The sequence below is a fragment of the uncultured Tenacibaculum sp. genome (genome assembly GCF_947498805.1).
Taxonomy (GTDB): domain Bacteria; phylum Bacteroidota; class Bacteroidia; order Flavobacteriales; family Flavobacteriaceae; genus Polaribacter.
The window spans coordinates 157,001-180,131 of sequence record NZ_CANMLT010000004.1 but is presented as its reverse complement, the minus strand read 5'-3'; the positions used below and the strand labels follow the sequence as shown (position 1 = coordinate 180,131).

Here is a 23,131-nt window from a genome sequence, read left to right as displayed (position 1 = left end):
AATTATTCTGGTTTAAAAGTCTATTCTTTTTTAGATAATTTGTTCTTTTTTTCCTTGTTTTGAGCGTCAACAACAGCAACTGCGGCCATGTTTACCATTTCATCTACACTTGCTCCTAATTGTAAAATATGTACTGGTTTGCTCATTCCTAACAAAATTGGACCAACAGACTCCACTCCATCAACTTGTTTCATTAACTTATAAGTGATATTTGCAGATTCAAGATTTGGAAATATTAAAATATTAGCTCTTTTCCCATTTAACTTAGAAAAAGGAAATTCCTTTGCTAATAATTCTGGATTTAAAGCAAAATCAGCTTGTAATTCTCCATCTACAATTACATTAGGATGATGGCGATGAATATATGAAACCGCTTCTCTTATTTTAGCAGAACTTTCCGATTTCGAAGACCCAAAATTAGAAAAACCTAACATAGCAATATGAGGTTTCATACCGAACATTTTTGCTATCACATATGTTAATTGCGAAATTTTAGCTAAGTCTTTTGCTGTAGGATTTATATTAATAGTGGTATCTGCTAAAAACATTGGTCCTTGTTTGGTCAACATCATATTTGTTGCTGCCACTCTAGTAACTCCTTTGTCTTTTTCTATTAATTCTAACATCGGTTTAACTACTGAAGGATATGATCTTGAATACCCAGTAATTAACGCATCTGCCTCTCCACTATTTACCATCATTGCAGCAAAATAGTTACGCTCACGCATCCACTTTTGTGCTTCTAATAACGTGATTCCCTTTCTTCTTCTAGATTCCCAAAACTTTTCAGCAAAACGATAACGACGTTCTTTTTCTTCACTCGTTTTTGGATCTATAATTTCAACATCTGCATCGAAACCTAATTCTTCTTTTAATTCTAAAATAATCTCTTTATTTCCTAAAAGAACTGGAATTCCAATACCTTCTTCATAAACTCTTTGTGCTGCTTTTAACACATCTAAATGATCTGCTTCAGCAAATACAACACGTTTAGGATTCTTCTTTGCGCGGTTATGTAATAAACGTATTTCTTTACTACCAGTTCCCGAACGATCCATTAATTCTTCAATATACTTATCCCAATCTGTAATAGGCTCTTGCGCTACACCAGACTCCATGGCTGCTTTAGCAATTGCTGGAGGAAGTTCATAAATTAATCTTGGATCAAATGGTTTTGGAATAATATAATCTTTTCCAAATGAAAGGCTTACCTCATCATATACAATGTTCACCTGCTCTGGAACTGTTTTCTTTGCTAAATCAGCAATAGCATGTACAGCAGCCATTTTCATTTCTTCATTAATCTTTGTTGCTCTAACATCTAAAGCTCCTCTAAAGATAAATGGGAAACCTAATACATTATTTACTTGGTTTGGATTATCAGAACGACCTGTTGCCATGATAATATCTTCTCTAGTCGCTACCGCTAAATCATATGAAATTTCTGGCTCTGGGTTTGCCATAGCGAAAACGATAGGATTTTTCTCCATCGATAATAACATCTCTGGTGATACTACATTTCCTTTTGAAAGTCCAATAAATACATCAGAATCAACCATAGCCTCTTCCAATGTTCTAATATCTCTATCTGTTGCAAACTCAGCTTTCTGAGAAGTTAAGTTATCTCTATCCTTTCTAATTACTCCTTTACTATCGCACATAACAACGTTTTCTCTCTTAACACCAAGTGCTAAATACAAACGTGTACAAGAAATAGCTGCAGCTCCTGCTCCGTTAACCACAATTTTAACTTCTGAAATATCTTTACCATTAATCTCAATTGCATTCTTTAATGCAGCTGCAGATATAATAGCCGTTCCATGTTGATCATCGTGCATTACAGGAATATCTAATTCCTCTTTTAATCTTCTTTCTATCTCAAAAGCTTCAGGAGCTTTGATATCTTCTAAATTAATCCCACCGAAAGTAGGAGCGATTGCTTTAACAGTTTCTACAAATTTATCTACATCAGTTGCATCTACTTCAATATCAAAAACATCAATATCTGCAAAGATTTTAAATAATAAACCTTTTCCTTCCATTACTGGTTTTGATGCTTCAGGACCAATATCTCCTAAACCTAAAACTGCTGTTCCATTTGATATTACTGCTACTAAATTACTTTTTGCAGTGTATTTATATACGTTGTTTTTATCCTTTGCAATCTCTAAACACGGCTCAGCAACCCCAGGGGAATACGCCAAAGATAAATCGTGTTGTGTCGCATACTTTTTAGTTGGAACTACAGAGATTTTCCCTGGTTTTGGTTTTGCATGATACAATAAAGCTTCTCGTCTTTTTCTTGATTCGCTCATAATAGTTGTTTGTTTAAATGAACCTACAAATATAAAGACTTTGGTTTTAAGCACCTTCTTTTTTATAAAGTTGATTCAAGAAACAATTCTTTATACACAGTATTTGATTAAAAAAGCTGATATAAGTCATTTTTTTTACAATCATTCATACCCAAATTTGTATTAAATTTTAAATAACCATAAAATTATGACTACTATCACGCCCCCGAATCAAATAATTAATGAAGAAGTTAATTGGGACAAAACAAAAACCATTGTAAGTAAAACAGATACTTACGGTACTATTTTATACGCTAACGACATCTTTTCTGAAGTATGTGGTTATAGCAAAGTTGAGCTTGTTGGAGAACCTCACAATGTAATAAGGCATCCTGACATGCCTAAAGTAGCTTTTAAAGCTTTATGGGGAGCTCTAAAAAAAGGAGAAAACTACCATGCTATCGTTAAAAACCTTACTAAATCTGGAAAATATTATTGGGTAATCACAGATTTTACGATTGACAAAGATGAAAACAATGAAATCTCTGGTTACACCGCACGAAGAAAAGCTGTTCCAGATGGAGTAATCAAAAAAATAGAACCGTTATATAAAACCTTATTAGAAATAGAACATTTAAAAGGTGAAAAAGCAAGTGAACTTTATTTTAATGCTTATTTAAATGAAGAAGTGGGTAAAAGCTACGATGAATTCGTAATAGACCTATTTGCTGAAGAAACTATCAAAGAAAACAAACAACAAGAAGAACAGGTTCCAGAAGAAAAAGTGAGCAAATTAAAAAAAGGGCTCAATTGGTTTTTCTTCGGCGAAACTGACCCCAAGTAGCGTTTTTACATTAACAAAGGCAGGTTTAATTACCTGTCTTTGTTTTTTATAAAAGTTATGTTTCTAGACAATCCTTTAAACTTTGTTCTTTTTACAGCTGATTTTTTAAACACCTTGCTAAATGTTTCTTGTGTTAGTTCTTCCCAATCACGTTTAGTCATATCTAACAATCCTTCTTGTGGATTAAATAATGGTTGACTATGAGATTTTGAAAATCGATTCCACGGACATACATCTTGACAAACATCACAACCAAACATCCAATCGTCCATCTTCCCATTAAATTCAGTCGGAATTGCATCTCTTAACTCAATAGTTAAATAGGAAATACACTTACTTCCATCAACAGTATTGTTTGGCAATATGGCTTGCGTTGGACATGCATCTATGCAACGTGTGCACTTTCCGCAATGATCTGTTTGAAAAGGCTCGTCATAGGCCAAGTCTAAATCGATAATTAATTCAGCCAAAAAGAAAAAAGACCCTTGTTGTTTTTGAATGAGTAAAGTATGTTTTCCGTTCCAACCCAGCCCTGCTTTCTCTGCCCAAGCGCGCTCTAACACAGGAGCAGAATCTACAAAACAACGACCTGAAACTTCTCCTATTTCATCATTTATCAATTGTAATAACTCACGAAGTTTTTCTTTTATCACCTGATGATAATCTTGCCCGTATGCATATTTTGAAATCTTACAACTTCCTTCTTGCTGTAATTCTTGCGGGTAATAATTATAAGAAAGTGAAATAACCGATTTAGCTCCATCTACCAATAGTCTCGGATCTAAACGCTTATCGAAATGATTTTCCATATAATGCATTTGTCCATGAAAATCATTCTGTAGCCATTGTTCTAATCGAGGGGCTTGTTCTTCTAAAAATTCAGCTTTGGCAATACCACACTCCAAAAACCCCAGCCTTTTAGCCTGTTCTTTTATAAATTGTGAATATTGCTGTTTTTGATTCAAAAGATGTATTTTTAATGGTGCAAAATTACCAAAAACTTTACTTTATAGTTTTATTCACTTCTACTTAACAAATAATTATAGAACTTTGTACGTTAGTAATAAAAATAGGATTGATTTTTGTGGGGTTTATTTCTGAATAAAAGTAGTTTAGACTCATAAAATCAATCATTAAAGTTCCCTTAAATTCTAAAAAACATTAATTGATGAAGAAAATATACAAAATAGGACTAACCGTTATAGCAACTTTATTTATCATACTAATTTCCGTTCCGTTCTTATTTCAAGATAAAATAGTAGAGTTGGTAAAGAAAACGGTTAACAATAATATTACGGCTGAATTTAATTTCTCAGATGCAAATCTGAGTTTAATTCGTGATTTTCCAAATGCTTCGGTACAGCTTTCTAATGTTTCTATCATTAACGACAAACCTTTTAAAGGAGATACGCTTTTATATGCTAAAGATGTTAGTTTAGAGCTTAAATTGACGGAGCTTTTCAAAAAGAGTTCTGAACAATTAAATATCAAGTCTTTTGAAATTGACAATGCCAAGGTGAATGTTTTAGTAAATGAAATAGGTATTGCAAACTACGACATCGCAAAACCTTCAGAAAATAAAACAACTACTACTTCAAATGAAGAGCCTTCTAATTTTGGACTTTCTTTCAATTCGTATAAAATCTCTAATTCTGAAATTGCTTACAATGATAAAAAGGGAAAAATTCAATTGGCTTTAACCGACTTCAATCATTCAGGTAGCGGAGATTTTTCGCAATCTAATTCAGAATTAAATACGCAAACCTCAACTATGGTTTCGTTCGGGATGGATGATAACTCTTATGTAAAGAATCAAAAAGTAGAATTGGATGCTATTTTAGGAATGGATTTGATAAATAGCAAATTCTCTTTTTTAAAAAATGAAGCAAAAATCAACAACTTGCCTTTAGTTTTTGATGGTTTTGTTCAAATAAACAAGAATAATCAAGAAGTGGATATCAACTTTAAAACTCCTACTTCTGATTTTAAAAATTTCTTAGCGCTGATTCCAGAGCAATATGCTAAAAACATCTCCTCAGTAAAAACATCAGGAGATTTTAGCGTAACTGGAAAAGTACATGGTATTATCGACAACAATCATATTCCTAATTTAGACATTGCAGTAGCCTCAAGCAATGCTTCTTTTAAATATCCTGACCTACCGAAAACGGTGAGTAATATTCATTTAAAAGCACAACTAAAAAACAAGACTGGTAAAACAGAGGATACTTTTGTTCGTTTTGACAATGTAGCTTTTAAAATTGATGAAGACACCTTTTCAGGAAATGGAAGTGTTCATAATTTAACTAGTAATCCATTGGTGAATGTTCGTGTGAATGGAACTTTAAATTTAGCCAATATCAACAAAGCTTATCCTGTAGATTTAAAAAACGAACTAAGTGGAATTTTAAAGGCTAATTTACATTCTAAGTTCGATGTAAAAGCAATTCAGAACAATACCCCAGAGCGTATTAAAAATGATGGATCTATTGAAGTAAGTGATTTTGTTTTTTCTTCCGAAGATGTGGTAAACCCAATTAATATTAAAAACACAAAGATTAACTTTACTCCTACTACAGCATCCTTAACTAAGTTTAATGCTACGACAGGTAAAAGTGATTTAAATGCTACTGGATCTCTTAAAAACGTATTAGGATTCTTACTTTCAAACAAAAAGTTGCAAGGAAACTTCAACGTAAGTTCTTCTAATTTTTATGTAAGTGATTTTATGCAAGAAAACACTTCAGAAACTCCTAAAAAACAAGAAGAGACTCCTTCAGAAGAAACGCCTACTGAAAGTTTAAAAATCCCTGCGTTTTTAGATTGCTCTGTAACTGCAGATGCAAAAAAGGTATACTACGATAACCTAACGCTTAACAATGTAAAAGGAAAGTTATTACTAAAAGACGAAAAAGCAATTTTAAAAGATGTAAATGCAGATATTTTTAAAGGTAGAATAGCTCTTAATGGAGAAGTAAATACCCAACAAAAAACACCTAAATTTAATCTGGATTTAGGTATTAAGTCTTTTGATATTTCCCAATCATTTACCAGCCTAGATTTATTACAAGCATTAAGTCCTATCGCTGGAGCAATGGATGGAAAACTAAATTCTGAAATTAATTTATCAGGAAATTTAAATAAAGACTTTACTCCTAATTTAACTTCAATCTCAGGAAATGCTTTGGCAGAGTTATTAACAACAAAAATAAATACTAAAAACACCAAAGCTTTAAGTTTATTAAATGACAAACTATCATTTATTGATTTAACCAAGTTAGATTTATCAGATATTAAAACTCATTTATCATTTAAAGAAGGACAGGTACAGGTGAAACCTTTTAACTTAAAATATAAAGACATAGGAATTAATATTGGCGGTAGTCATGGTTTTGACCAAAACATGAATTATAATGTTACCTTAGATGTTCCTGCTAAATATTTAGGATCGGAGGTACAAGGTTTATTGACAAAAATGAGTGCTAAAGACCAAAATATAACTGTTCCAGTAACAGCAAACATTACTGGTAATATGACAAGCCCTAGTGTTAGCACTGATTTGTCTTCATCTGTTTCTAAACTTACTCAGAAATTAATTCAACAACAAAAAGACAACCTTGTTAACAATACTTTAGGAAAATTACTAGGTGGCACTAAAAAGGATAGTAGCGAAACTAAAGGAACAGACAAAACAGTTAAGAAAGTTACGGATGTTCTAGGAGGACTCTTTGGTAAGAAAAAAAAGAAAACTGAAAAAAAAGAGGGTGGAAATTAGTTTTAGGCAACTATTCCGCTCCTTTTTGCGTCTAACTGTTTAAGAATTCTTTGTAATTAATTTAACAGCTTTTAAACATAAACCGGAATCTACATCATCTATGTTTGTTGCAGATTTCAACCATAACCAACTATGAAAAAAAACATTACGCTATTATTTTTAGCCTTTTCTTTTGTTTCTTTTTCCCAAGTTAGAGGAAAAATAACCGACACAAAAAACCAACCTTTATCATTTGTAAGTGTGTATTTACAAAAATCTATAACTGGTACAACTACCAATGATAATGGTGATTATGAACTCGCGCTTACCAAAAAAGGAAAACACACTATTGTTTTTCAAATTTTGGGATATAAAACAGTTAAAAGAACAGTTGATGTTTCATCTTTTCCTTTTGTTTTAAATGTTCAACTTTCAGAAGAAGAAGTTGCTTTAGATGAAGTTCAAATTTCTTCAACTGAGAATCCAGCAAATAGAATTATAAGAAATACTATTGCTAGCAAACAGAAGAACACGGATAGATTTGCCCAATATAAAGCCGACTTTTATTCTCGTGGTTTGTTTAAAGTAAAAAACCTTCCTAAAAAATTCCTAGGTCAAGAAATTGGAGATATGGGAGGTGGTTTAGATTCAACTCGAAGTGGTATTGTATACCTTTCTGAAACTATTTCAAAAATATCTTTTCAAAAAAAGCCTAGAAACTTCAAAGAACACATCATTGCTTCTAAAGTTTCAGGAAGTGATAACGGTATTAGTTTTAATCAGGCTGAAGAAGTAAATTTCAACTTTTACGAGAACTCATTCAATTTAGCAGAAGCTCAAATGGTTTCACCAATTGCTAATGGAGCTTTTGGTTATTACAACTATAAACTCGTTGGAGTATTTTATGATAAAAGTGGTAATCTAATTAATAAGATACAACTACTTCCAAAACGTAAAAATGATCGTGTGTTTAGTGGTTTTATTTATATAGTTGAAGATGTTTGGGCCATTTATGGAACCGATGTGATTATTACTGGAAACCAGGTAAGCATGCCGATGATTGATTCTTTAAACATTAAACAAAATTATAACTTCTCTCCTAAAAACAAAGCTTGGGTTCCTGTTACTCAAACTATTGACTTTAAAGCAGGAATGTTTGGTTTTAATTTTAACGGTCGTTTCTCTGCCGCTTATTCTAATTACAATTTCACTCCTAATTTTACTGGTTCATCCTTTGGAAGTGAGATTTTATCTTTTGCAGAGAACGCTACAGAAAAAGATTCTGTCTATTGGAATAAAATACGTCCAGTTGCTTTGACAAAAGAAGAAGTTTCTGACTACCAACTAAAAGACAGTATTAAAACAATAAGAAAGTCTAAAAAATACTTAGACTCTGTAGATACCAAAAGAAATAAATTTAAAATTCTAAATGTTCTCTCTGGATATTCTTATAGAAATTCATACGAAAAATGGTCGGTAGATGTATCTTCTCCAATTGAAGATATTAGCTTTAACACCGTTCAAGGTTGGAATACCTCTTTAGGTGCGAGCTATTATAAAACACTAAATAAAAAAGGTAAAAACTTTGGCTTTGGAGCCAATGTAAATTATGGCTTATCTGATAAAGAGATAAGACCTACTGGTTACTTTTTTTATAAATGGAACAATACAACACGTCCTATATTAAACATCTCTGGAGGTAATACCATTGCTCAATTTGACGCTAAACAACCTATTTCTAAATTTTGGAATACAATTAGCTCTGTTCTTTTTGAAAGAAACTATATGAAGATTTATGAAAAGAATTTTGCCAAAGTTTCTTTTTCACAAGAAGTCACAAATGGTATCCGATTGAATAGTTCACTTGAGTTTGCTGATAGAAAGCCTTTATTCAATACTACAGACTATGTTATGTTTCCGAAAAGTAATGTTGAATATACTTCTAACAACCCGCAAGAGCCTACCAATTTCACAAGCTCTTTTACACCTCATAAAATGTGGAGTTTTAATCTAGGTGCTAATATTGTTTTTGGACAAAAGTATTTATCATATCCTAACAGTAAATTCAATATTGGAAATAACAAGTATCCATCTTTATATATCGGTTATCGTAAAAACTTCGGTTCTGAAAACAGCGAATGGAATTCTGATTTAATATTCTCTCAACTACATCAAGATATCTCAATGGGTAATTGGGGTGAATTTCAATATAGAGCAAAAGGAGGGATGTTCTTAGAACAAAAAGATATTCCATTTATGGATTATGCTCATTTTAGTGGAAATCGTTTGTTAATTGCTCCAAACAACAACTATATAAACGGGTTTTTAGCGCTACCATACTACCAATTAAGCTCAAACGATAAATTTGGCGAATTACATGGTGAATACAACTTTAAAGGAGCTTTATTAAGTAAAATCCCTTTAGTAAATAAGTTAAATTTTCACTTAGTTGCAGGTGCTAAAGGGCTATTTACAGCAGGTAATAAACCGTATAGTGAATATACCATTGGATTAGACAATATTGGTTTTGGAAAGTGGCGTTTCTTGCGTGTAGATTTTGTTAGATCTAACATTAATGGGCAAGGTGAAAACAGAGTTGTTTTTGGAATAAAATTGTAATTTTGTAGTATGAAAATTACTTTATTACTTTTTGGTGCTGCAACTGATTTATTAGGAACTTCAGAGACGACTCTTGAAGTTCCTAATAACACCAATATTGCTTCTTTTAAAAGCCTACTTCAAGAAAAATTTGTTGCATTATATAAGCTTAACTCATATGCTATAGCAGTCAATGAGACTTATGCTAATGATAGTGTTCTTTTAAAAGAAAATGATACAGTGGCGATTATACCACCAGTTAGTGGAGGATAATATTATTTTTTCAAGTATTTACCCACAAAAAAAGTTCCGAAAGGAAGTATAGATAATAAACATACCATTCCGAAAGATTTATTATCCCATTTTAATTCCATTTTTAACAAAACGGCTAAGGCTATATATGCAACAAATAAAATACCATGTGGCATTCCTAACATTTTTACATATTCAGGATTGTTATATAAGTATTTAATTGGCACTGCTATAAACAGCAATAAGATATAAGATATTCCTTCTAACCAGCTTACTAACTTAAAAATATTAATCATTTTTTTGGCTTAAAAATTAGTTTGCAAAGATATTGAAATATTACGTCCTGCTGCCGAAACTCCAGAGGCAAATTCTCTATAATGTTCGTCAAACAAGTTTTGAATTTGAGCTTGTAAGGCCATATTTTTATTTAATTGATATTTACCATATAAGCCCACAGTAAACCAAGCTGGGGTTCCATAGTATTTATCGATATCTTCTGTTGCATTTGGATTTACAATTGGAGTTTGTTGATGATTGTCTATACCTTCTCCAATATTATAATCTTCAATTCCTTTTTTAGCATTAAAAATTAAATTCGCTCCTGCCTCAAAATTGTTTTTAACATAGTCTAAATCAAATCGTCCAAATAATGGTGGAATAGATGACAAAGGTCCACTCGTTAACCAGTCTTTATGAAATGTATGTCCTTTGGTATATGTTACAGACCCAGATGCTTTCCAATTTTTAAATAATTTTCCTTGAAAGCTTCCAGTAAAACCAGTTACATATGCTCTTCCTCTATTCTGATTTGTTAAAATAGTTCCCTCGCTAGAGTTAAACGTTTCTCCGTCATAGACTATTGAAACATTTTCCAACAATCGATCTTTAATAATAATTTGATCTATAATTGTATAGTAAGCGTTTAATCCTATTCTAAACTTTCTATCATTAAAATATTTTTGCAATCCAATCTCAAAATTATATGCAAACTCAGCTCCCAATTCTGTATTTGGCATGGTTAAAAGACCATTCTTTTCTCTGATTTTACCTACATCATCAATATTTGGCGATCTAAAACCGGAAGAAATAACACTATTAAACTGCCAATTTTTTGTTGGTTTATATACATACCCAACCGTAGCAGTTAATGATTGATTATTTAATCGAATATCATTTTGTGGAACATCTATAAAAGTTTCATCAATCCATCTTGCCTTCAAAACGGTATGTGTTCCTCTAAGCCCAGTGTTTAAAGTAGATTTGCTATTTATATCTTGTCTATAGTCTAAATAAAAAGCTGAACTTAAATAGCTACTTCCGCCATCTGGGTATCGAGATTGTACTGCGAAATTGTCACCAAAACCAACGATTTCATTATCTCTTACTACTAAAGTTCTTCCAAACGGGTTTGAATCTACTTCATTATATGCCACTTCAAATCCGTATCCTAAATTTCGTTTTTTTGCTAATGGAACTGTAAAATCTCCATTAATACTAAAAATATCAACCGTTTCTTCTCTGTATGTGCGTTCTAAACTCCCAAATTTTCGTTGAATACGACTTTCTTTAATATTTTGATAAGCCAACGTAATAATTCCTTTCTCCATCCATTTTTTCTTCGGATTGATCTCTAATTGAGGTGAGATTAACAATCTTTCTTGCGGACCATAATACCATTCAGCAAATTTCAACGCTCCGTTCTTTGTCTCTGTTAATCGATCGAATCGTGGAATATCTGAAGACGTAGAATATTGAACATTAAGTTTGAAATCGGTATTTTTTGATAGAGGAACATAAAACTTCTGTAAAACATCTGTTTGACTATATCCAGTATTTCTTTGAATATTTGGGTTCGGATTTATGGTTGGATTCTCAGTATAATTTCCATTAAAATTATTAGAATAAAAATTAACCTTTCCCCAAGCTTCAAAACCATGAGAACGATTTTTCCCCATTCTTAAATCACCAAAATTGCTATGTGACACACTTGTGAAAGATGCCCATTTTTTAAAACTCAATTCAGCAGAAACTACATTAGTAACTTCATTATTTGCTGAACTATATCGTAAAAAAGCGCTTCCGCTTACCTTTCCTTTTTCAGATAATTTTGGTGTTTTTGTATAGTAATGAATAACACCTCCTAAAGCATCAGAACCATAAATTACTGAAGATGGCCCAAATACCACTTCTGTTCTATCTAACATATTCGGAGCAACAGTAATTGAATTTTGCAAATGCCCTTTTCTATAAATAGCGTTGTTCATTCGAACACCATCTACTACCAATAGTACACGATTACTTTCCATCCCTCGTAAAACAGGGCTTCCTCCTCCAAACTGAGATTTTTGAATTTTAATTCCAGGAACACTTGCCAATAAGTCAGCAGATGTTTGAGGTGACACTCTTTCGATCTCTCTTGAAGATATGACAGCAATTTGCTCTGCTATTCTATTTGCTTTTTCCTTATTCTTAAAAACAGAAACGACTACTTCATCTAACTGCTCTGAGTTTTTTGAAAGGAAAATTTCAAAACTATTCTGTCTTAAGGTGATTTTTTTAATGCGCAATTCAGCATAAGCTACATGTGAAAAAATTAACACCTCTTGAGATTCAAACTTTGAGATATCAACTATTCCATCTGAATTTGTTATTCCTGATTTAGACCTGTCTTCATTAAAAACAGTAACCGTTTCAATAGGTTTTCCTGTTTCACCATCAAGTACTGTAAGGGTTTGTGAAAAAACTTGTGTTATAAATAATAAAAAAAATAAAATGATGGTTTGCCTCATAATCTAACTAAACACCGCTTCTAATACTGCTAATGATTTTGGTTTTTTAAAACCCTCCAAATGTAATTCAAAATACTGAATTATTACCTGAAGAATTACTTGTCTTTCTTCCTTGTTATAAGAAATTGTGTTTATTGCATCAAAATTTATGCCTAATAGACTTTTAAATAGTAAAAGTTTATCTCCTGATATGATTAATTTTTCATAGCTCGAGTTAATAAAACGACCATCTATCAAACTAAAAACAGGTTTATCTTTTTCAGACACATCTGGATAAAAACCTAAAAACTTAGAGAGGTTTAATAAAAAAAGTAAATGAAAGTTAGAAACTTCTGTGTGTGTGTCTAACCATATGAGCGCAGTTTCAATATAAATATAAAGTGATTTATTCTCTTCTTCTTCTTGAATAATATTGGACAATACTTCTGACAAAAACATAAGGATTGTTTGCTTTATTACTGAAGTATGTATTGTTAAATACGGATTAATTACCTGTACCTCTTTAAACGTGTATAAAGTTCCTTTAGAATAATTATTGGCAGTTATTTGAATTTGAGTTAATGGTTGAAAATAGGAAGGTTTAAATTTTCCTTTTTTAGACTTTAACACTCCTTTTACTAGGTATGTTTTAACTCCTTCTAACGCTGTAAAACATTTTACTATTAAGCTTGTGTCACCATATTTAATAGCACTCAAAACAATAGCTTTAGAAGTTATTACAGACATTGATTACAATAATTTTGCTCAAAGGTATTTAATTGTTATTGATAAAAAATAATACTTTCGTACAAATTTCATTTATATAAAATATGTCAGTAGAAATTGAAAGAAAGTTTTTAGTGCTTTCAGATGCTTTTGAAAAAGAAGCAAACAAGAAAGATTATATAAAACAAGGTTTCTTAAATTCGAATAAAAATAGAGTAGTACGCGTTCGTGTTAAAAACGACCAAGGCTTTCTAACTATTAAAGGTCCTTCAAATCAGAGTGGAACAACACGTTTTGAATGGGAAAAAGAAATACCGTTGGAAGAAGCTAAAAGTTTACTCGAATTATGTGAAGAAGGCATTATTGAAAAATACAGATATCAAATCCAGGTAAATAATCATCTTTATGAGGTGGATGTTTTTTTAGGAGAAAATGAAGGATTAACTGTTGCTGAAGTAGAGCTTTCATCCGAAAATGAAAAATTTACCAAACCAAATTGGTTAGGTAGAGAAGTAACCGGTCTTGAAAAATATTACAATTCTAATCTTAGTAAAAACCCATTTTCAAAATGGTAAAAGAAAAAAGGTTAAAAGTCTTCACTTTTAACCTTCTTCTTTTTAACAACCTGAGTTAGCCCCCCACAGATTTATTCTCAGGTTATTCCCCCTTAAAACATAGTTCAAAGATACGCATGCTAAGCGCGCCAATTGAGCACATTTAATATTTGGTAGTAATCTCTTAATAAATTACACTTATTTAGCAATTTTTGGTTCTTTTAACCGAAGGGAAATGCAATAATCACAAGGGTTCCAGTTTCATTTTCAGCATGAATTTCTTCTATAACAATATCATAATGCTCATCATACATTAATCGCATTCTTTCTTTCACGATATTAATACCATATGATTTCTTCTTTACTGAATGATGTGATTTTCTTTTTTTACTAGCCTCTATACCTATTCCATTGTCTTTTATTTTTACCTCTATTCGGTCATGCACCTTTTTGATATTGATGCTTAGTTTTTTTGTTCCTTTTTTAAGACTTAACCCGTGCCAAATGGCATTTTCAATAAAAGGTTGCATAAATAAAGGAACCACTCTTATTTTTTTTAGATCGATATCCTTATCTATTTTTTGATCAACAGTGAAATTTCCTTTTAACCTCATCTGCTCAAGTTTTACATAAATGGATATTATTTGTAGTTCTTCTTCTAATGAAATTGTGTTTTCATTTGTTGCTTGTAAAACTTTTCTAACCAGTGAAGAAAACTTAGTTATATAGTTTGACGCTTCATCTACCTTATTCTGAATCACATAGTTATTAATCGAGTTTAATGAATTAAACAAGAAATGAGGATTCATCTGACTCTTTAGAGCTGTCATCTTTAATTTAGAAATTTGGTTACTTTGCATTAATAAATTAATCTCAGCTTCTCTTTTCTTCTCTGAAATTTCTTTAAAATAATTTCCAATTAAAATGGCATAAATCGTACTTTGAATAATAGCTCCTACGAAATAGTAAAACATTCTATGCACCTTAAAGTCTATTAAATAAAACTCCCCTTTAACCATTTTGATAGAACTAATATTTGCGAAAATTAGAAACAATATAGCTCCTACCAATAAGTATTTAACCTGCCTGGTTTTTCTTCTCGATAGAATATAAAACACGTAAAATGCACAAAATGAAGAAAACGGAACAGAGTAAGCCACTACTTTTTTTTGTACTTCATACCCAAAAAAATACTGAACCAAAACGAGTGTTAAAGAAAAACCAAACAATGCATACGACAGTCTTTTTGCATTTTTATCTAGTTTAGGAAAGTGTTTTTTACAATTGACTAAACTTCTACAAAACGCAACAAAGTAGGCGTAACCCATATATTGAATTGAAAAGCTTATATATTGATAGTAATACTGTACCTGAGGATCTGTAAAGGCATCTCTAATGATATATACGGTTAAACAAAATAAATAGATACTATAATATTTATGTACATCATCTTTGTTTTGAAGATAGATAACAAAATGATACACAAATAATACTAACAATCCTCCTCTTATCCATGAATAAAAAGCTGATGTTATATCTAATAATTCCATTTTATATAGTTTTTGGGAAAAAGATCGACACCTTAGTCCCTTTTAAATAATTCTCCTCTGATAAGTTATGAATAGCTATTTGAACATTTTCTTCACCATAAATTAAATTCATTCTGTTTTTTACAGTGTCAATACCAAATGATTTATGTTCTTTTCTTTTTTTAGAGGTATTACTTAATCCTAAACCATTGTCTATTATCTCTACTAGAATTAAGTCTTCTTTATCTATTACATTTAATACTAAGTGTCCTTCCTCTTTTAAACTCAAGCCATGCCAAATAGAATTTTCAATAAAAGGCTGTGTAAATAGTGGAACTACTTTTACATTTTCAACCATGATTGAATCATCTATTTTTATATCATATTTAAAAGAGTGTCGTAATCTAGATTGCTCAAGTTTAATATATAATTCGGCTGTTCTCAATTCTTCTTCAAGTGATATAGTAACCTCTTCTGTAGTTTGTAATACTTTTCTAATAAGCTTGGCAAATTTGGTTATATAGTCAGAAGCCAATTCTTTTTTATTTTGAATTACATAATTATTTATGGAATTCAAAGAATTGAATAAAAAGTGAGGCTTTAATTGGTTTTTAAATGCAGTCATTCTTAACTCGTACAACTGTGCCGTTTTTCGAGCCAAATTAAGCTCTATCATATTCTTTTCTATAGATACCCTTTGTATCGTGTCTGCAATTAAAAAAGTATAAATTATTGTTTGAACAATAATCCCTATAAATACAAAAAACATTGGGTGAACTTCAATAGCATTTAGAAACTCTATTTTTCCATAATCCTTTAAAACAGAAATAACAACTGTAACAAAAAAAAACCAAGAAGCTATCAGTGAATATATCCCTTCGTTCTCAATAATAATTTTAGTTTTTGCCAACCCAACAATAACCAAAGTAACATATATTGGAACGATGTATACTAAAGTTTTTAATAAAAAATCATACCCAAAAATCAAGTTTATCCCCAAAAACACAAATCCAAGAATAAACATTTGATCTTTAAATGATTTCGCCATCTTATCAAACTTAGGATACTCTTCTTTTGAGTTATGTAAAACACGAATAAAATTTAAATAAAATCCACAGGAAAAAGCACACAAAGAAACATTTGTAAATTCAAAAACACTTAAAAAAAACTCATTATGTATGGTTCCTTTAAGCAAATAGATGAAAATCCCGAAAAGGTATAAGCTAAAATATTTGTTAAGGTTTTCTTTATTCTTAAGAAAGACCACAAAATTACTTAAGAGTAGTAAAAACACACCTCCCCTTATCCATGAGTAAAAAGTTGAGTTTATATCTACCAACATTATTTATCTATGTTCAAAGCATTAATTACCTCATTCTTTTTACTTCTACTTACAGCTACAATTGTTCCGTCATTTAAAGTCAACTCATTGGCTCCTTTATTATACTCAATTACATAATTCAAATTAACTACATACGAATTATGTACTCTTACAAATTCCGGACAGGTAAACTTCTTTTGAATCTCTTTTAATGTCTTGGTTGCAATAATATTCTTACCACTAGTTAAGTTAATAGTAGTATAACTCTTATCAGATTTTAAATACAATACATCTTCTTTTGGTATTAAATATACCTTACCATCTGCTTGAATATTAATTTTTGCTGGAACCTCATCATAAGCTTTATTCTTCAAGACTTTTTTAAGCTTAATCATTGCCAAAGTTAGCTCATCAATATCGATGGGTTTTAATAGATAATCTAAAGCCTTAGCCTTTACTGCCTTTATGCCATATTCATCATAGGCAGTTGTAAAAATTACTTCAAAACTCCTTTCATTGAATTTTTCAATAAAAGAGAACCCATCCATTTCGGGCATTTGGATGTCTAAAAAAACGAGATGTGGTTTTAATTCTTTAACCAAGTCTACGGCTATAACCGGGGAACTACATTTGGTTATTGAAACTTCATCAGTAATGCACTTATTAATTTTCCATTCAAGAGCTTCTAACGCATCTTTTTCATCGTCAACAATTACGATTTTTAACATATACCTTTAATTTTACTTTTTTTCCTTAGGAAAAGTAATGGTGACTATAGTACCCTTACTTTCCTTCTCATTAACTTCATTAATCTCTATAGAAATATTATGGGGGGTATAAATTAAATTTAATCTATCTTTTACTGTTTTTATTCCAAAGGACTTGCGTTGAATTCCTTGAGTCTTTTTTCTATGTAATGACTCTTCAAATCCAATGCCGTTATCGATAATTTCAGTTACAATAAAACTATCGTTTTCTTTAATATTAATAATTAAGTTTTTTTCACCGTCTTGTACACTCAAACCATGCCAAATGGCATTTTCTACAAAAGGTTGTAAGTATAATGGAACGACTTTTACTTTCTCGACATCAATTCTTTCATCAATATTTATTTGATATGAGAAATTATGTCTCAATCTAGCTAATTCTATGTTAATATACAACTCTGAAATGCGTAATTCTTCTGCAAGTGATATATAAACCTCATCTGTGGTTTGCAAAACCTTCCTAATTAAACTTGAAAATTTCGCAATAAACTTAGATGCTTCTTCTTTTTTATTCTGAATAACATAATTATTTATTGAATTTAATGAATTAAACAAAAAATGAGGGTTCATTTTATTCTTAAAAGCCGTCATTTTTAGTTCATATAATTGCGAAGATTTTTTATGTAAATTAAGCTCTATTCTTGATTTTTCGACTTCAATTTTCTTTAAAACATCTGCAATTAAAAACGCATAAATGATCGTTTGTATTAAAATTCCGATAAAAAAGTAAAACATACTATGTGCTTTTAAATCGATTAAAAACGATTCTCCTTTTATAATTTTAATTGCTGTAATATTGGCTCCAAATATTAATACTATTGAACCTATTAAAGAATAAATACCTGCTTTTGTTTTGATAATCTCTACATATGCTAGCCCTCCTATTAAACCAATTGAAAATATAGGCGCACCATAAAGTAATACTTGTTTCTGTATTTCAAATCCCAAAAAAGCCTGCACAAGAAGTAATACAATTGCTATTCCTAATAAAACTTTAGACACTTTAATAGCTGCTTTATTCCATTTTGGATAATCTTCTTCTGTGTTCAATAACTTTCTTGTAAAATGTATATAAAAAGAGAATGCAATAAACTGGATTGAAAAAACCAAATACTCATATACACAAGACATGAACTCTCCTGTAAAAACATCTTTAATCAAAAAAATAAATATTCCAAAAAGATAAATTGAATAGTACTTATAGACCTCCTCTTTATTTTTTAAATAAAAAACAAAATGATATAATAGTAGAAGAAGAATTCCTCCTCGAATCCAAGAATAAAACAGTGAATTTACATCAAGCAGCATACTTTTCTAAATATAGAAAAATATTGTCATAAAGTGAAAAAAGCTTCCAAAAAGCACAAATACATGAAAAATTGCGTGATTATATGGTATTCTACTTATAGAATACAAAATAGCTCCTAACGTATAAGCAACTCCTCCAGCCATTAAATAATAAAGTCCTTCTAACGGTAAGTTATTCATGATTGGTTTTATAAAAAACATCACCTGCCAACCCATTAATAAATACAAAAACGTTGAAATTTTGTCAAACCTGCCTGTAAAGAATAATTTTAAGATTACTCCTAGCAAAGCACAAGTCCAAACAAATAAGAACATATACCATCCGAAGTCATTATTTAGAACTACAATACAAAAAGGAGAATAGCTACCTGCAATGAGCACATATATTGCTGCATGATCGAATATATTTAGTTTTCTTCTTAAAGAAGGTTTTTTAGCCGCATGATAGAAAGTAGAAGCGGCATAAAGTACAATCATACTTACACCATAAATAACAAAACTTGCTCGATTCCAAAACCCTGAATATGTAAAAGATTTAAATATTAAAAAAAACAAACCTATAACACTCATGAACATTCCAAATCCATGGGTAATAACATTTAATCTTTCTTCTTTATCGCTATAACGGTGATTTAAATTCTCGCTCATTATTAGGTCTATTAGTATCTTTCATATATAACTCATCTTCAATTAATTCGTCATATACCATATCGAATGTTTGCTTTTTTAAGCTTTCTTTATCTTCCATTGTTAAACCTTCTGTTTTAATAAACTCTTTCTGTTTAACTCTAAAAGTACCCGGGCTCCCCTTGAAAAAATCCCAAGAGAACAATCTCTTTGCATCAAAATAAATTTGAGGAACTATTTCCATCTGATATTCTATGGATAGGCTAAAAGCTCCATTTGTAAATGGTGCTAATATTATATTCTCCGTAGGAACTAAGCCTTCAGGAAAAATTCCAATACTCAATCCATCGTCCAAACGCTTTTTTACTCTTGCATATACCTCTTTTCTACTTTTAGGATCTTTTCTATCGACCATTACTACAGCCTTCTTATAAAAATAACCAAAAACAGGTAATTTTACCAATTCCTTTTTTCCAACAAACAAAATCGGATTTTTACTCAGTGCTATCATAATCCATGGATCTAACAACGACGCATGATTGGCAATAAACATATAACTTTTACCAGGCTTTAACTCTTCTTTTATGTCAGATTTCAATCGAAATCCCATGGCATAAATAAGTACAAAAGACCATGCTCTCATTAATTTCCAAAAAGTTTCGTAATATTTTTCATCAGATAACAACACTAAAACAAATGGAGACATTAATAGTACTGTGACTATTATTAAAATGTAAAACCAAATTCTCCAAATTAATCGTAAAGGGAACAGTATATACTTTATCATATATGCGAATGTAGTAATTTCTTTCGTTTGATGAATTTTAACCTTACTTTTGCCTCCTAACTAAAATAAGTTTATTCTAAAATTCAATTAACAATGCCAAGAATTTTAACTGGAGTACAAAGTACAGGAACCCCTCACTTGGGGAATTTATTAGGTGCTATCTTGCCTGCTATTGAAATGGCAAATGATCCTAATAATGAGTCTTTTTTATTTATTGCAGATATGCACTCTTTAACTCAAATTAAAGACGGAAAGCAATTAAGAGAAAACACCTATAGTACTGCTGCAACTTGGCTTGCATGTGGAATAGACATCAACAAAACTGTTTTTTATCGTCAAAGTGACATTCCTGAAGTTACCGAATTAACTTGGTATTTAAGCTGTTTCTTTCCATACCAACGTTTAACTTTAGCACACAGTTTTAAAGATAAAGCCGATAGGTTAGCTGATGTAAACTCAGGTTTATTTACCTATCCAATGTTAATGGCTGCAGATATTTTATTGTATGATGCAGAAATAGTACCAGTTGGAAAAGATCAATTACAACATTTAGAAATGACTCGTGATGTTGCCAATAGATTAAACAATGTTGTTGGAGACACCTTAGTTCCACCAAAAGAAAAAATTAACGAAGACACTAAATTAGTTCCGGGTACTGATGGGGAGAAAATGAGTAAATCGAGAAATAATTTTATCGATATTTTCTTACCAGAAAAGAAGTTACGTAAGCAAATTATGGGTATTCAAACCGATAGTAAAGCTTTAGAAGACCCAAAAGACCCAGACACTGATAATGTATTTGCGCTATATAAGTTATTAGCTTCAGATGAACAGATTGCTGAAATGCGTGCAAATTACGAAAATGGAGGCTTTGGTTACGGACATGCGAAACAAGCTTTATATGAACTAATTTTAGAGAAGTTTGCAGATGTTCGTGCTAAGTACAATCATTATATGGAAAACAGACATGAAATTGATGAAGCTTTAGCAGTAGGAGCTGAAAAAGCACGTGTCGTTGCCAAAGATGTTTTACAGAGAGTTCGTGAAAAAGTAGGATATTAACCCTATAAAACAGCATCTATTCCCTGATTAAAAAACAGGAATTTGACAACCTAAAAAGCTGGTAGTAATAAGTAGTTTTGCGGTGCTAACCATTAAACTTTACCATTATGCCACATCATGCACAAGGAACCAACGGCTGGACTAAATTAAAAAGTTATCAAGCTATTTGGGATCCAAAAATTGATTTAGGAAAATTTTATTTCACAACCTTTCAAGGAAAGAGAGAAGAAACTCCATACATGACTTCAAGCAATTTTGCTCGAGTTATTGATATTTTAAGAAACGAAACTCCAGTATATGGAAATGCTTCTACTGGATCAGTCACTACTCAAGGAGAACATATTGGAGAAGAAGAAAGTTAAGATTATAAAACTTTAATAATCAAAAAGCCGAAGTATATGCTTCGGCTTTTTATTTTTGCATTATGAAAAATACAATCTTTCTTATTTTTATATTCGGTATCATAGCCTGTAGCAAGCCTCAATACAAAGAACAAATTGTAGAAACTTCTTGCGGACAATGCAAATTCAATTTAAAAACACAGATGGGGTGCGATTTAGCTGTGAAAATTGATGATAAAGCCTATTTTGTAGATGGAGCACATATTGATGATTATGGCGATGCTCATGACAAAAAGATTGGTTTTTGTAATGTAGTTCGAAAAGCCAAAGTAACAGGAACTATTGAAAACAATACTTTTAAAGTAACTTCTTTTGAAGTGATAGAATAAAAAACTCCAATGAAAATTCATCGGAGTTTTTGTTTGTTTTTAAACACTTCCTTCTTTAATTAAGGAGCTGGATTAGGAATAGCCGCATGTACTGCTTCTATTTCTTTTAAAATCTCTTCAGACAGTTCAATATTTATAGAATCTATATTCTCTTTTAACTGACTCATTTTTGTAGCTCCAATAATATTACTAGTTACAAATGGTAACTGATTGATATAAGCCAATGATAATTGCGTTAAAGTCAATCCATGTTTCTCTGCAATCTTCAGGTATTCTGCTACTGCTTTTTGAGATCCATCTGTCATATATCGAGCTATAAAACGTGGAAACAATGTTCCTCTTGCTCCTTCTGGTTGCCCTCCATTTAAATACTTCCCAGACAACACTCCTTGTGCTAATGGGGAGTACGCTAATAAACCAATGTCTTCTCTCATTGACACCTCACTCATTCCTACTTCATATCCTCTATGAATCAACGAGTATGAGTTTTGAATGGTTACCATTCTTGGTAAATTGTGGTCTTTGGCTGTTTGTAAATACTTCATAGTTCCCCATGGAGTTTCATTTGACAAACCAACATGTTTTATTTTTCCTTGCTTTACAAAGTCATTCAAGGTTTCTAAAATCTCCAAGTGGTTTTCTGCTTCTTTTGCAGATGTTTTATATGGATAATCTCTTAACCCAAAACAATTCACTCCACGATCTGGCCAATGTAATTGATATAAGTCAATATAATCCGTTTGTAAGCGTTTTAAGCTCCCTTCTATAGCTTCGGTAATATTCTTTCTTCCAAACTTACCTGAGCGAATATGAGCCGTATAATCACCTCCTCCTGCGATTTTAGAAGCTAATACTACTTGATCTCTTTTTCCAGTTTTCTTAAACCAGTTTCCAATAATTTTTTCTGTAGCTCCATATGTTTCTGGAGTTGCCGGTACCGAATATAATTCTGCAGTATCCCAAAAATTGACACCACGTTCTAACGCATAATCCATTTGCTCATGCCCATCTGCTTCGGTGTTTTGACGTCCCCAAGTCATCGTTCCTAAACAAATCTTAGAAACTTTTATATCTGTATTTGGTAGGGTTGTATATTTCATAAATTAATTATCTATTGTTATTCTTGTAAAAATACAAGGTTTTTAGAATTTTTACTTCTTAAAATTTGCACAAAAAAAATCCCGCAGTTAGCGGGATTATAAATTTTATG

20 protein-coding genes are annotated in these 23,131 nt (G+C 31.1%); 8 read left to right on the top strand and 12 right to left on the bottom strand.

From position 1 onward, the window contains the following. Positions 1 to 20 precede the first annotated feature (20 nt). Positions 21 to 2,315: an NADP-dependent malic enzyme gene (locus tag Q0873_RS09205; RefSeq protein WP_299106368.1), complete on the bottom strand. Its 2,295-nt coding sequence runs from the start codon at positions 2,313 to 2,315 to the stop codon at positions 21 to 23. 187 nt (positions 2,316 to 2,502) lie between these two features. On the opposite strand from Q0873_RS09205, the gene Q0873_RS09200 reads away from it, so the two are divergent. Next, entirely contained in the window at positions 2,503 to 3,138 is a 636-nt protein-coding gene (locus tag Q0873_RS09200) for a PAS domain-containing protein (protein ID WP_299106366.1), read from the top strand. A 29-nt stretch (positions 3,139 to 3,167) separates the two neighbouring features. On the opposite strand, the gene queG is transcribed toward Q0873_RS09200, so the two are convergent. Continuing rightward, complete coding sequence (gene queG / locus Q0873_RS09195) at positions 3,168 to 4,103, bottom strand: tRNA epoxyqueuosine(34) reductase QueG (RefSeq protein ID WP_299106364.1); 936 nt, start codon at positions 4,101 to 4,103, stop codon at positions 3,168 to 3,170. A gap of 203 nt (positions 4,104 to 4,306) precedes the next feature. Between queG and Q0873_RS09190 the strand changes: the two genes are divergently transcribed. The 3 genes from Q0873_RS09190 (at position 4,307) to moaD (ending at position 9,763) form a co-directional block, all read left to right on the top strand. Next, positions 4,307 to 6,913 carry an AsmA-like C-terminal region-containing protein gene (locus Q0873_RS09190; protein WP_299106362.1) on the top strand — a complete coding sequence of 869 codons (2,607 nt, stop codon included), beginning with the start codon at positions 4,307 to 4,309 and terminating at the stop codon, positions 6,911 to 6,913. A gap of 132 nt (positions 6,914 to 7,045) precedes the next feature. Then, on the top strand, positions 7,046 to 9,511 hold the full coding sequence (locus Q0873_RS09185; RefSeq protein ID WP_299106360.1) for a DUF5686 and carboxypeptidase regulatory-like domain-containing protein: 2,466 nt from the start codon (positions 7,046 to 7,048) through the stop codon (positions 9,509 to 9,511). 9 nt (positions 9,512 to 9,520) lie between these two features. Then, complete coding sequence (gene moaD, locus Q0873_RS09180) at positions 9,521 to 9,763, top strand: molybdopterin converting factor subunit 1 (protein WP_299106358.1); 243 nt, start codon at positions 9,521 to 9,523, stop codon at positions 9,761 to 9,763. Positions 9,764 to 9,765: 2 nt separating this feature from the next. Here the strand turns inward: moaD and Q0873_RS09175 are convergent, their stop codons facing one another. Genes Q0873_RS09175 through recO form a run of 3 tightly spaced genes read right to left on the bottom strand, consistent with a single transcriptional unit; the run spans position 9,766 to position 13,257 of the window. Then, positions 9,766 to 10,038 (bottom strand): DUF3817 domain-containing protein, encoded by a 273-nt coding sequence (locus tag Q0873_RS09175; protein WP_299106356.1) that lies wholly within the window; start codon positions 10,036 to 10,038, stop codon positions 9,766 to 9,768. Between the two features lie 9 nt (positions 10,039 to 10,047). Next, positions 10,048 to 12,531 (bottom strand): TonB-dependent receptor, encoded by a 2,484-nt coding sequence (locus Q0873_RS09170; protein ID WP_299106354.1) that lies wholly within the window; start codon positions 12,529 to 12,531, stop codon positions 10,048 to 10,050. A gap of 3 nt (positions 12,532 to 12,534) precedes the next feature. Beyond that, positions 12,535 to 13,257, bottom strand: coding sequence for a DNA repair protein RecO (gene recO, locus Q0873_RS09165; protein ID WP_299106352.1), 723 nt, complete (start codon positions 13,255 to 13,257; stop codon positions 12,535 to 12,537). Positions 13,258 to 13,340: 83 nt separating this feature from the next. Here recO and Q0873_RS09160 point away from each other — a divergent pair, with 83 nt between their 5' ends. Further along, positions 13,341 to 13,811: a CYTH domain-containing protein gene (locus Q0873_RS09160; RefSeq protein WP_299106350.1), complete on the top strand. Its 471-nt coding sequence runs from the start codon at positions 13,341 to 13,343 to the stop codon at positions 13,809 to 13,811. Positions 13,812 to 14,011: 200 nt separating this feature from the next. Here the strand turns inward: Q0873_RS09160 and Q0873_RS09155 are convergent, their stop codons facing one another. From Q0873_RS09155 to Q0873_RS09130, 6 genes are read right to left on the bottom strand one after another with little or no spacing between them, the layout of a single operon-like run. Beyond that, on the bottom strand, positions 14,012 to 15,340 hold the full coding sequence (locus Q0873_RS09155; protein WP_299106348.1) for a histidine kinase: 1,329 nt from the start codon (positions 15,338 to 15,340) through the stop codon (positions 14,012 to 14,014). Position 15,341: 1 nt separating this feature from the next. Beyond that, positions 15,342 to 16,661: a histidine kinase gene (locus Q0873_RS09150; RefSeq protein ID WP_299106345.1), complete on the bottom strand. Its 1,320-nt coding sequence runs from the start codon at positions 16,659 to 16,661 to the stop codon at positions 15,342 to 15,344. Continuing rightward, positions 16,661 to 17,368, bottom strand: a complete 708-nt coding sequence (locus Q0873_RS09145) for a LytTR family DNA-binding domain-containing protein (protein ID WP_299106343.1) — start codon at positions 17,366 to 17,368, stop codon at positions 16,661 to 16,663. Before Q0873_RS09145 ends, Q0873_RS09150 begins: the two co-directional genes overlap by 1 nt. A gap of 12 nt (positions 17,369 to 17,380) precedes the next feature. After that, on the bottom strand, positions 17,381 to 18,715 hold the full coding sequence (locus tag Q0873_RS09140) for a histidine kinase (protein WP_299106341.1): 1,335 nt from the start codon (positions 18,713 to 18,715) through the stop codon (positions 17,381 to 17,383). Positions 18,716 to 18,721: 6 nt separating this feature from the next. Continuing rightward, on the bottom strand, positions 18,722 to 19,363 hold the full coding sequence (locus Q0873_RS09135; RefSeq protein WP_299106339.1) for a hemolysin III family protein: 642 nt from the start codon (positions 19,361 to 19,363) through the stop codon (positions 18,722 to 18,724). Next, entirely contained in the window at positions 19,335 to 20,129 is a 795-nt protein-coding gene (locus tag Q0873_RS09130; RefSeq protein ID WP_299106337.1) for a lysophospholipid acyltransferase family protein, read from the bottom strand. The genes Q0873_RS09135 and Q0873_RS09130 overlap by 29 nt, the downstream gene beginning before the upstream one ends. 93 nt (positions 20,130 to 20,222) lie before the next feature. Here Q0873_RS09130 and trpS point away from each other — a divergent pair, with 93 nt between their 5' ends. The 3 genes from trpS to Q0873_RS09115 all read left to right on the top strand — a co-directional run bounded on the left by trpS (position 20,223) and on the right by Q0873_RS09115 (position 21,921). Continuing rightward, positions 20,223 to 21,191: a tryptophan--tRNA ligase gene (gene trpS / locus Q0873_RS09125; RefSeq protein WP_299106335.1), complete on the top strand. Its 969-nt coding sequence runs from the start codon at positions 20,223 to 20,225 to the stop codon at positions 21,189 to 21,191. A 107-nt stretch (positions 21,192 to 21,298) separates the two neighbouring features. Continuing rightward, complete coding sequence (locus tag Q0873_RS09120) at positions 21,299 to 21,553, top strand: hypothetical protein (protein WP_299106333.1); 255 nt, start codon at positions 21,299 to 21,301, stop codon at positions 21,551 to 21,553. Positions 21,554 to 21,615: 62 nt separating this feature from the next. Then, entirely contained in the window at positions 21,616 to 21,921 is a 306-nt protein-coding gene (locus Q0873_RS09115) for a DUF6370 family protein (RefSeq protein ID WP_299106330.1), read from the top strand. Between the two features lie 59 nt (positions 21,922 to 21,980). Here the strand turns inward: Q0873_RS09115 and Q0873_RS09110 are convergent, their stop codons facing one another. Further along, entirely contained in the window at positions 21,981 to 23,021 is a 1,041-nt protein-coding gene (locus Q0873_RS09110) for an NADP(H)-dependent aldo-keto reductase (RefSeq protein ID WP_299106328.1), read from the bottom strand. Positions 23,022 to 23,131 lie beyond the last annotated feature (110 nt).

What these genes read in the sequence shown, in the direction of transcription:
- Q0873_RS09120 (WP_299106333.1), top strand. Translation starts at nt 21,299, where the DNA reads ATGCCACATCATGCACAAGGAACCAACGGCTGGACTAAATTAAAAAGT.
- Q0873_RS09190 (WP_299106362.1), top strand. Translation starts at nt 4,307, where the DNA reads ATGAAGAAAATATACAAAATAGGACTAACCGTTATAGCAACTTTATTT.
- Q0873_RS09130 (WP_299106337.1), bottom strand. Translation starts at nt 20,129, where the DNA reads ATGATAAAGTATATACTGTTCCCTTTACGATTAATTTGGAGAATTTGG.
- recO (WP_299106352.1), bottom strand. Translation starts at nt 13,257, where the DNA reads ATGTCTGTAATAACTTCTAAAGCTATTGTTTTGAGTGCTATTAAATAT.
- Q0873_RS09185 (WP_299106360.1), top strand. Translation starts at nt 7,046, where the DNA reads ATGAAAAAAAACATTACGCTATTATTTTTAGCCTTTTCTTTTGTTTCT.
- Q0873_RS09140 (WP_299106341.1), bottom strand. Translation starts at nt 18,715, where the DNA reads ATGCTGCTTGATGTAAATTCACTGTTTTATTCTTGGATTCGAGGAGGA.
- trpS (WP_299106335.1), top strand. Translation starts at nt 20,223, where the DNA reads ATGCCAAGAATTTTAACTGGAGTACAAAGTACAGGAACCCCTCACTTG.
- Q0873_RS09175 (WP_299106356.1), bottom strand. Translation starts at nt 10,038, where the DNA reads ATGATTAATATTTTTAAGTTAGTAAGCTGGTTAGAAGGAATATCTTAT.
- Q0873_RS09170 (WP_299106354.1), bottom strand. Translation starts at nt 12,531, where the DNA reads ATGAGGCAAACCATCATTTTATTTTTTTTATTATTTATAACACAAGTT.
- Q0873_RS09115 (WP_299106330.1), top strand. Translation starts at nt 21,616, where the DNA reads ATGAAAAATACAATCTTTCTTATTTTTATATTCGGTATCATAGCCTGT.
- Q0873_RS09150 (WP_299106345.1), bottom strand. Translation starts at nt 16,661, where the DNA reads ATGTTGGTAGATATAAACTCAACTTTTTACTCATGGATAAGGGGAGGT.
- Q0873_RS09155 (WP_299106348.1), bottom strand. Translation starts at nt 15,340, where the DNA reads ATGGAATTATTAGATATAACATCAGCTTTTTATTCATGGATAAGAGGA.
- moaD (WP_299106358.1), top strand. Translation starts at nt 9,521, where the DNA reads ATGAAAATTACTTTATTACTTTTTGGTGCTGCAACTGATTTATTAGGA.
- Q0873_RS09110 (WP_299106328.1), bottom strand. Translation starts at nt 23,021, where the DNA reads ATGAAATATACAACCCTACCAAATACAGATATAAAAGTTTCTAAGATT.
- Q0873_RS09200 (WP_299106366.1), top strand. Translation starts at nt 2,503, where the DNA reads ATGACTACTATCACGCCCCCGAATCAAATAATTAATGAAGAAGTTAAT.
- Q0873_RS09135 (WP_299106339.1), bottom strand. Translation starts at nt 19,363, where the DNA reads ATGAGCGAGAATTTAAATCACCGTTATAGCGATAAAGAAGAAAGATTA.
- Q0873_RS09205 (WP_299106368.1), bottom strand. Translation starts at nt 2,315, where the DNA reads ATGAGCGAATCAAGAAAAAGACGAGAAGCTTTATTGTATCATGCAAAA.
- Q0873_RS09145 (WP_299106343.1), bottom strand. Translation starts at nt 17,368, where the DNA reads ATGTTAAAAATCGTAATTGTTGACGATGAAAAAGATGCGTTAGAAGCT.
- Q0873_RS09160 (WP_299106350.1), top strand. Translation starts at nt 13,341, where the DNA reads ATGTCAGTAGAAATTGAAAGAAAGTTTTTAGTGCTTTCAGATGCTTTT.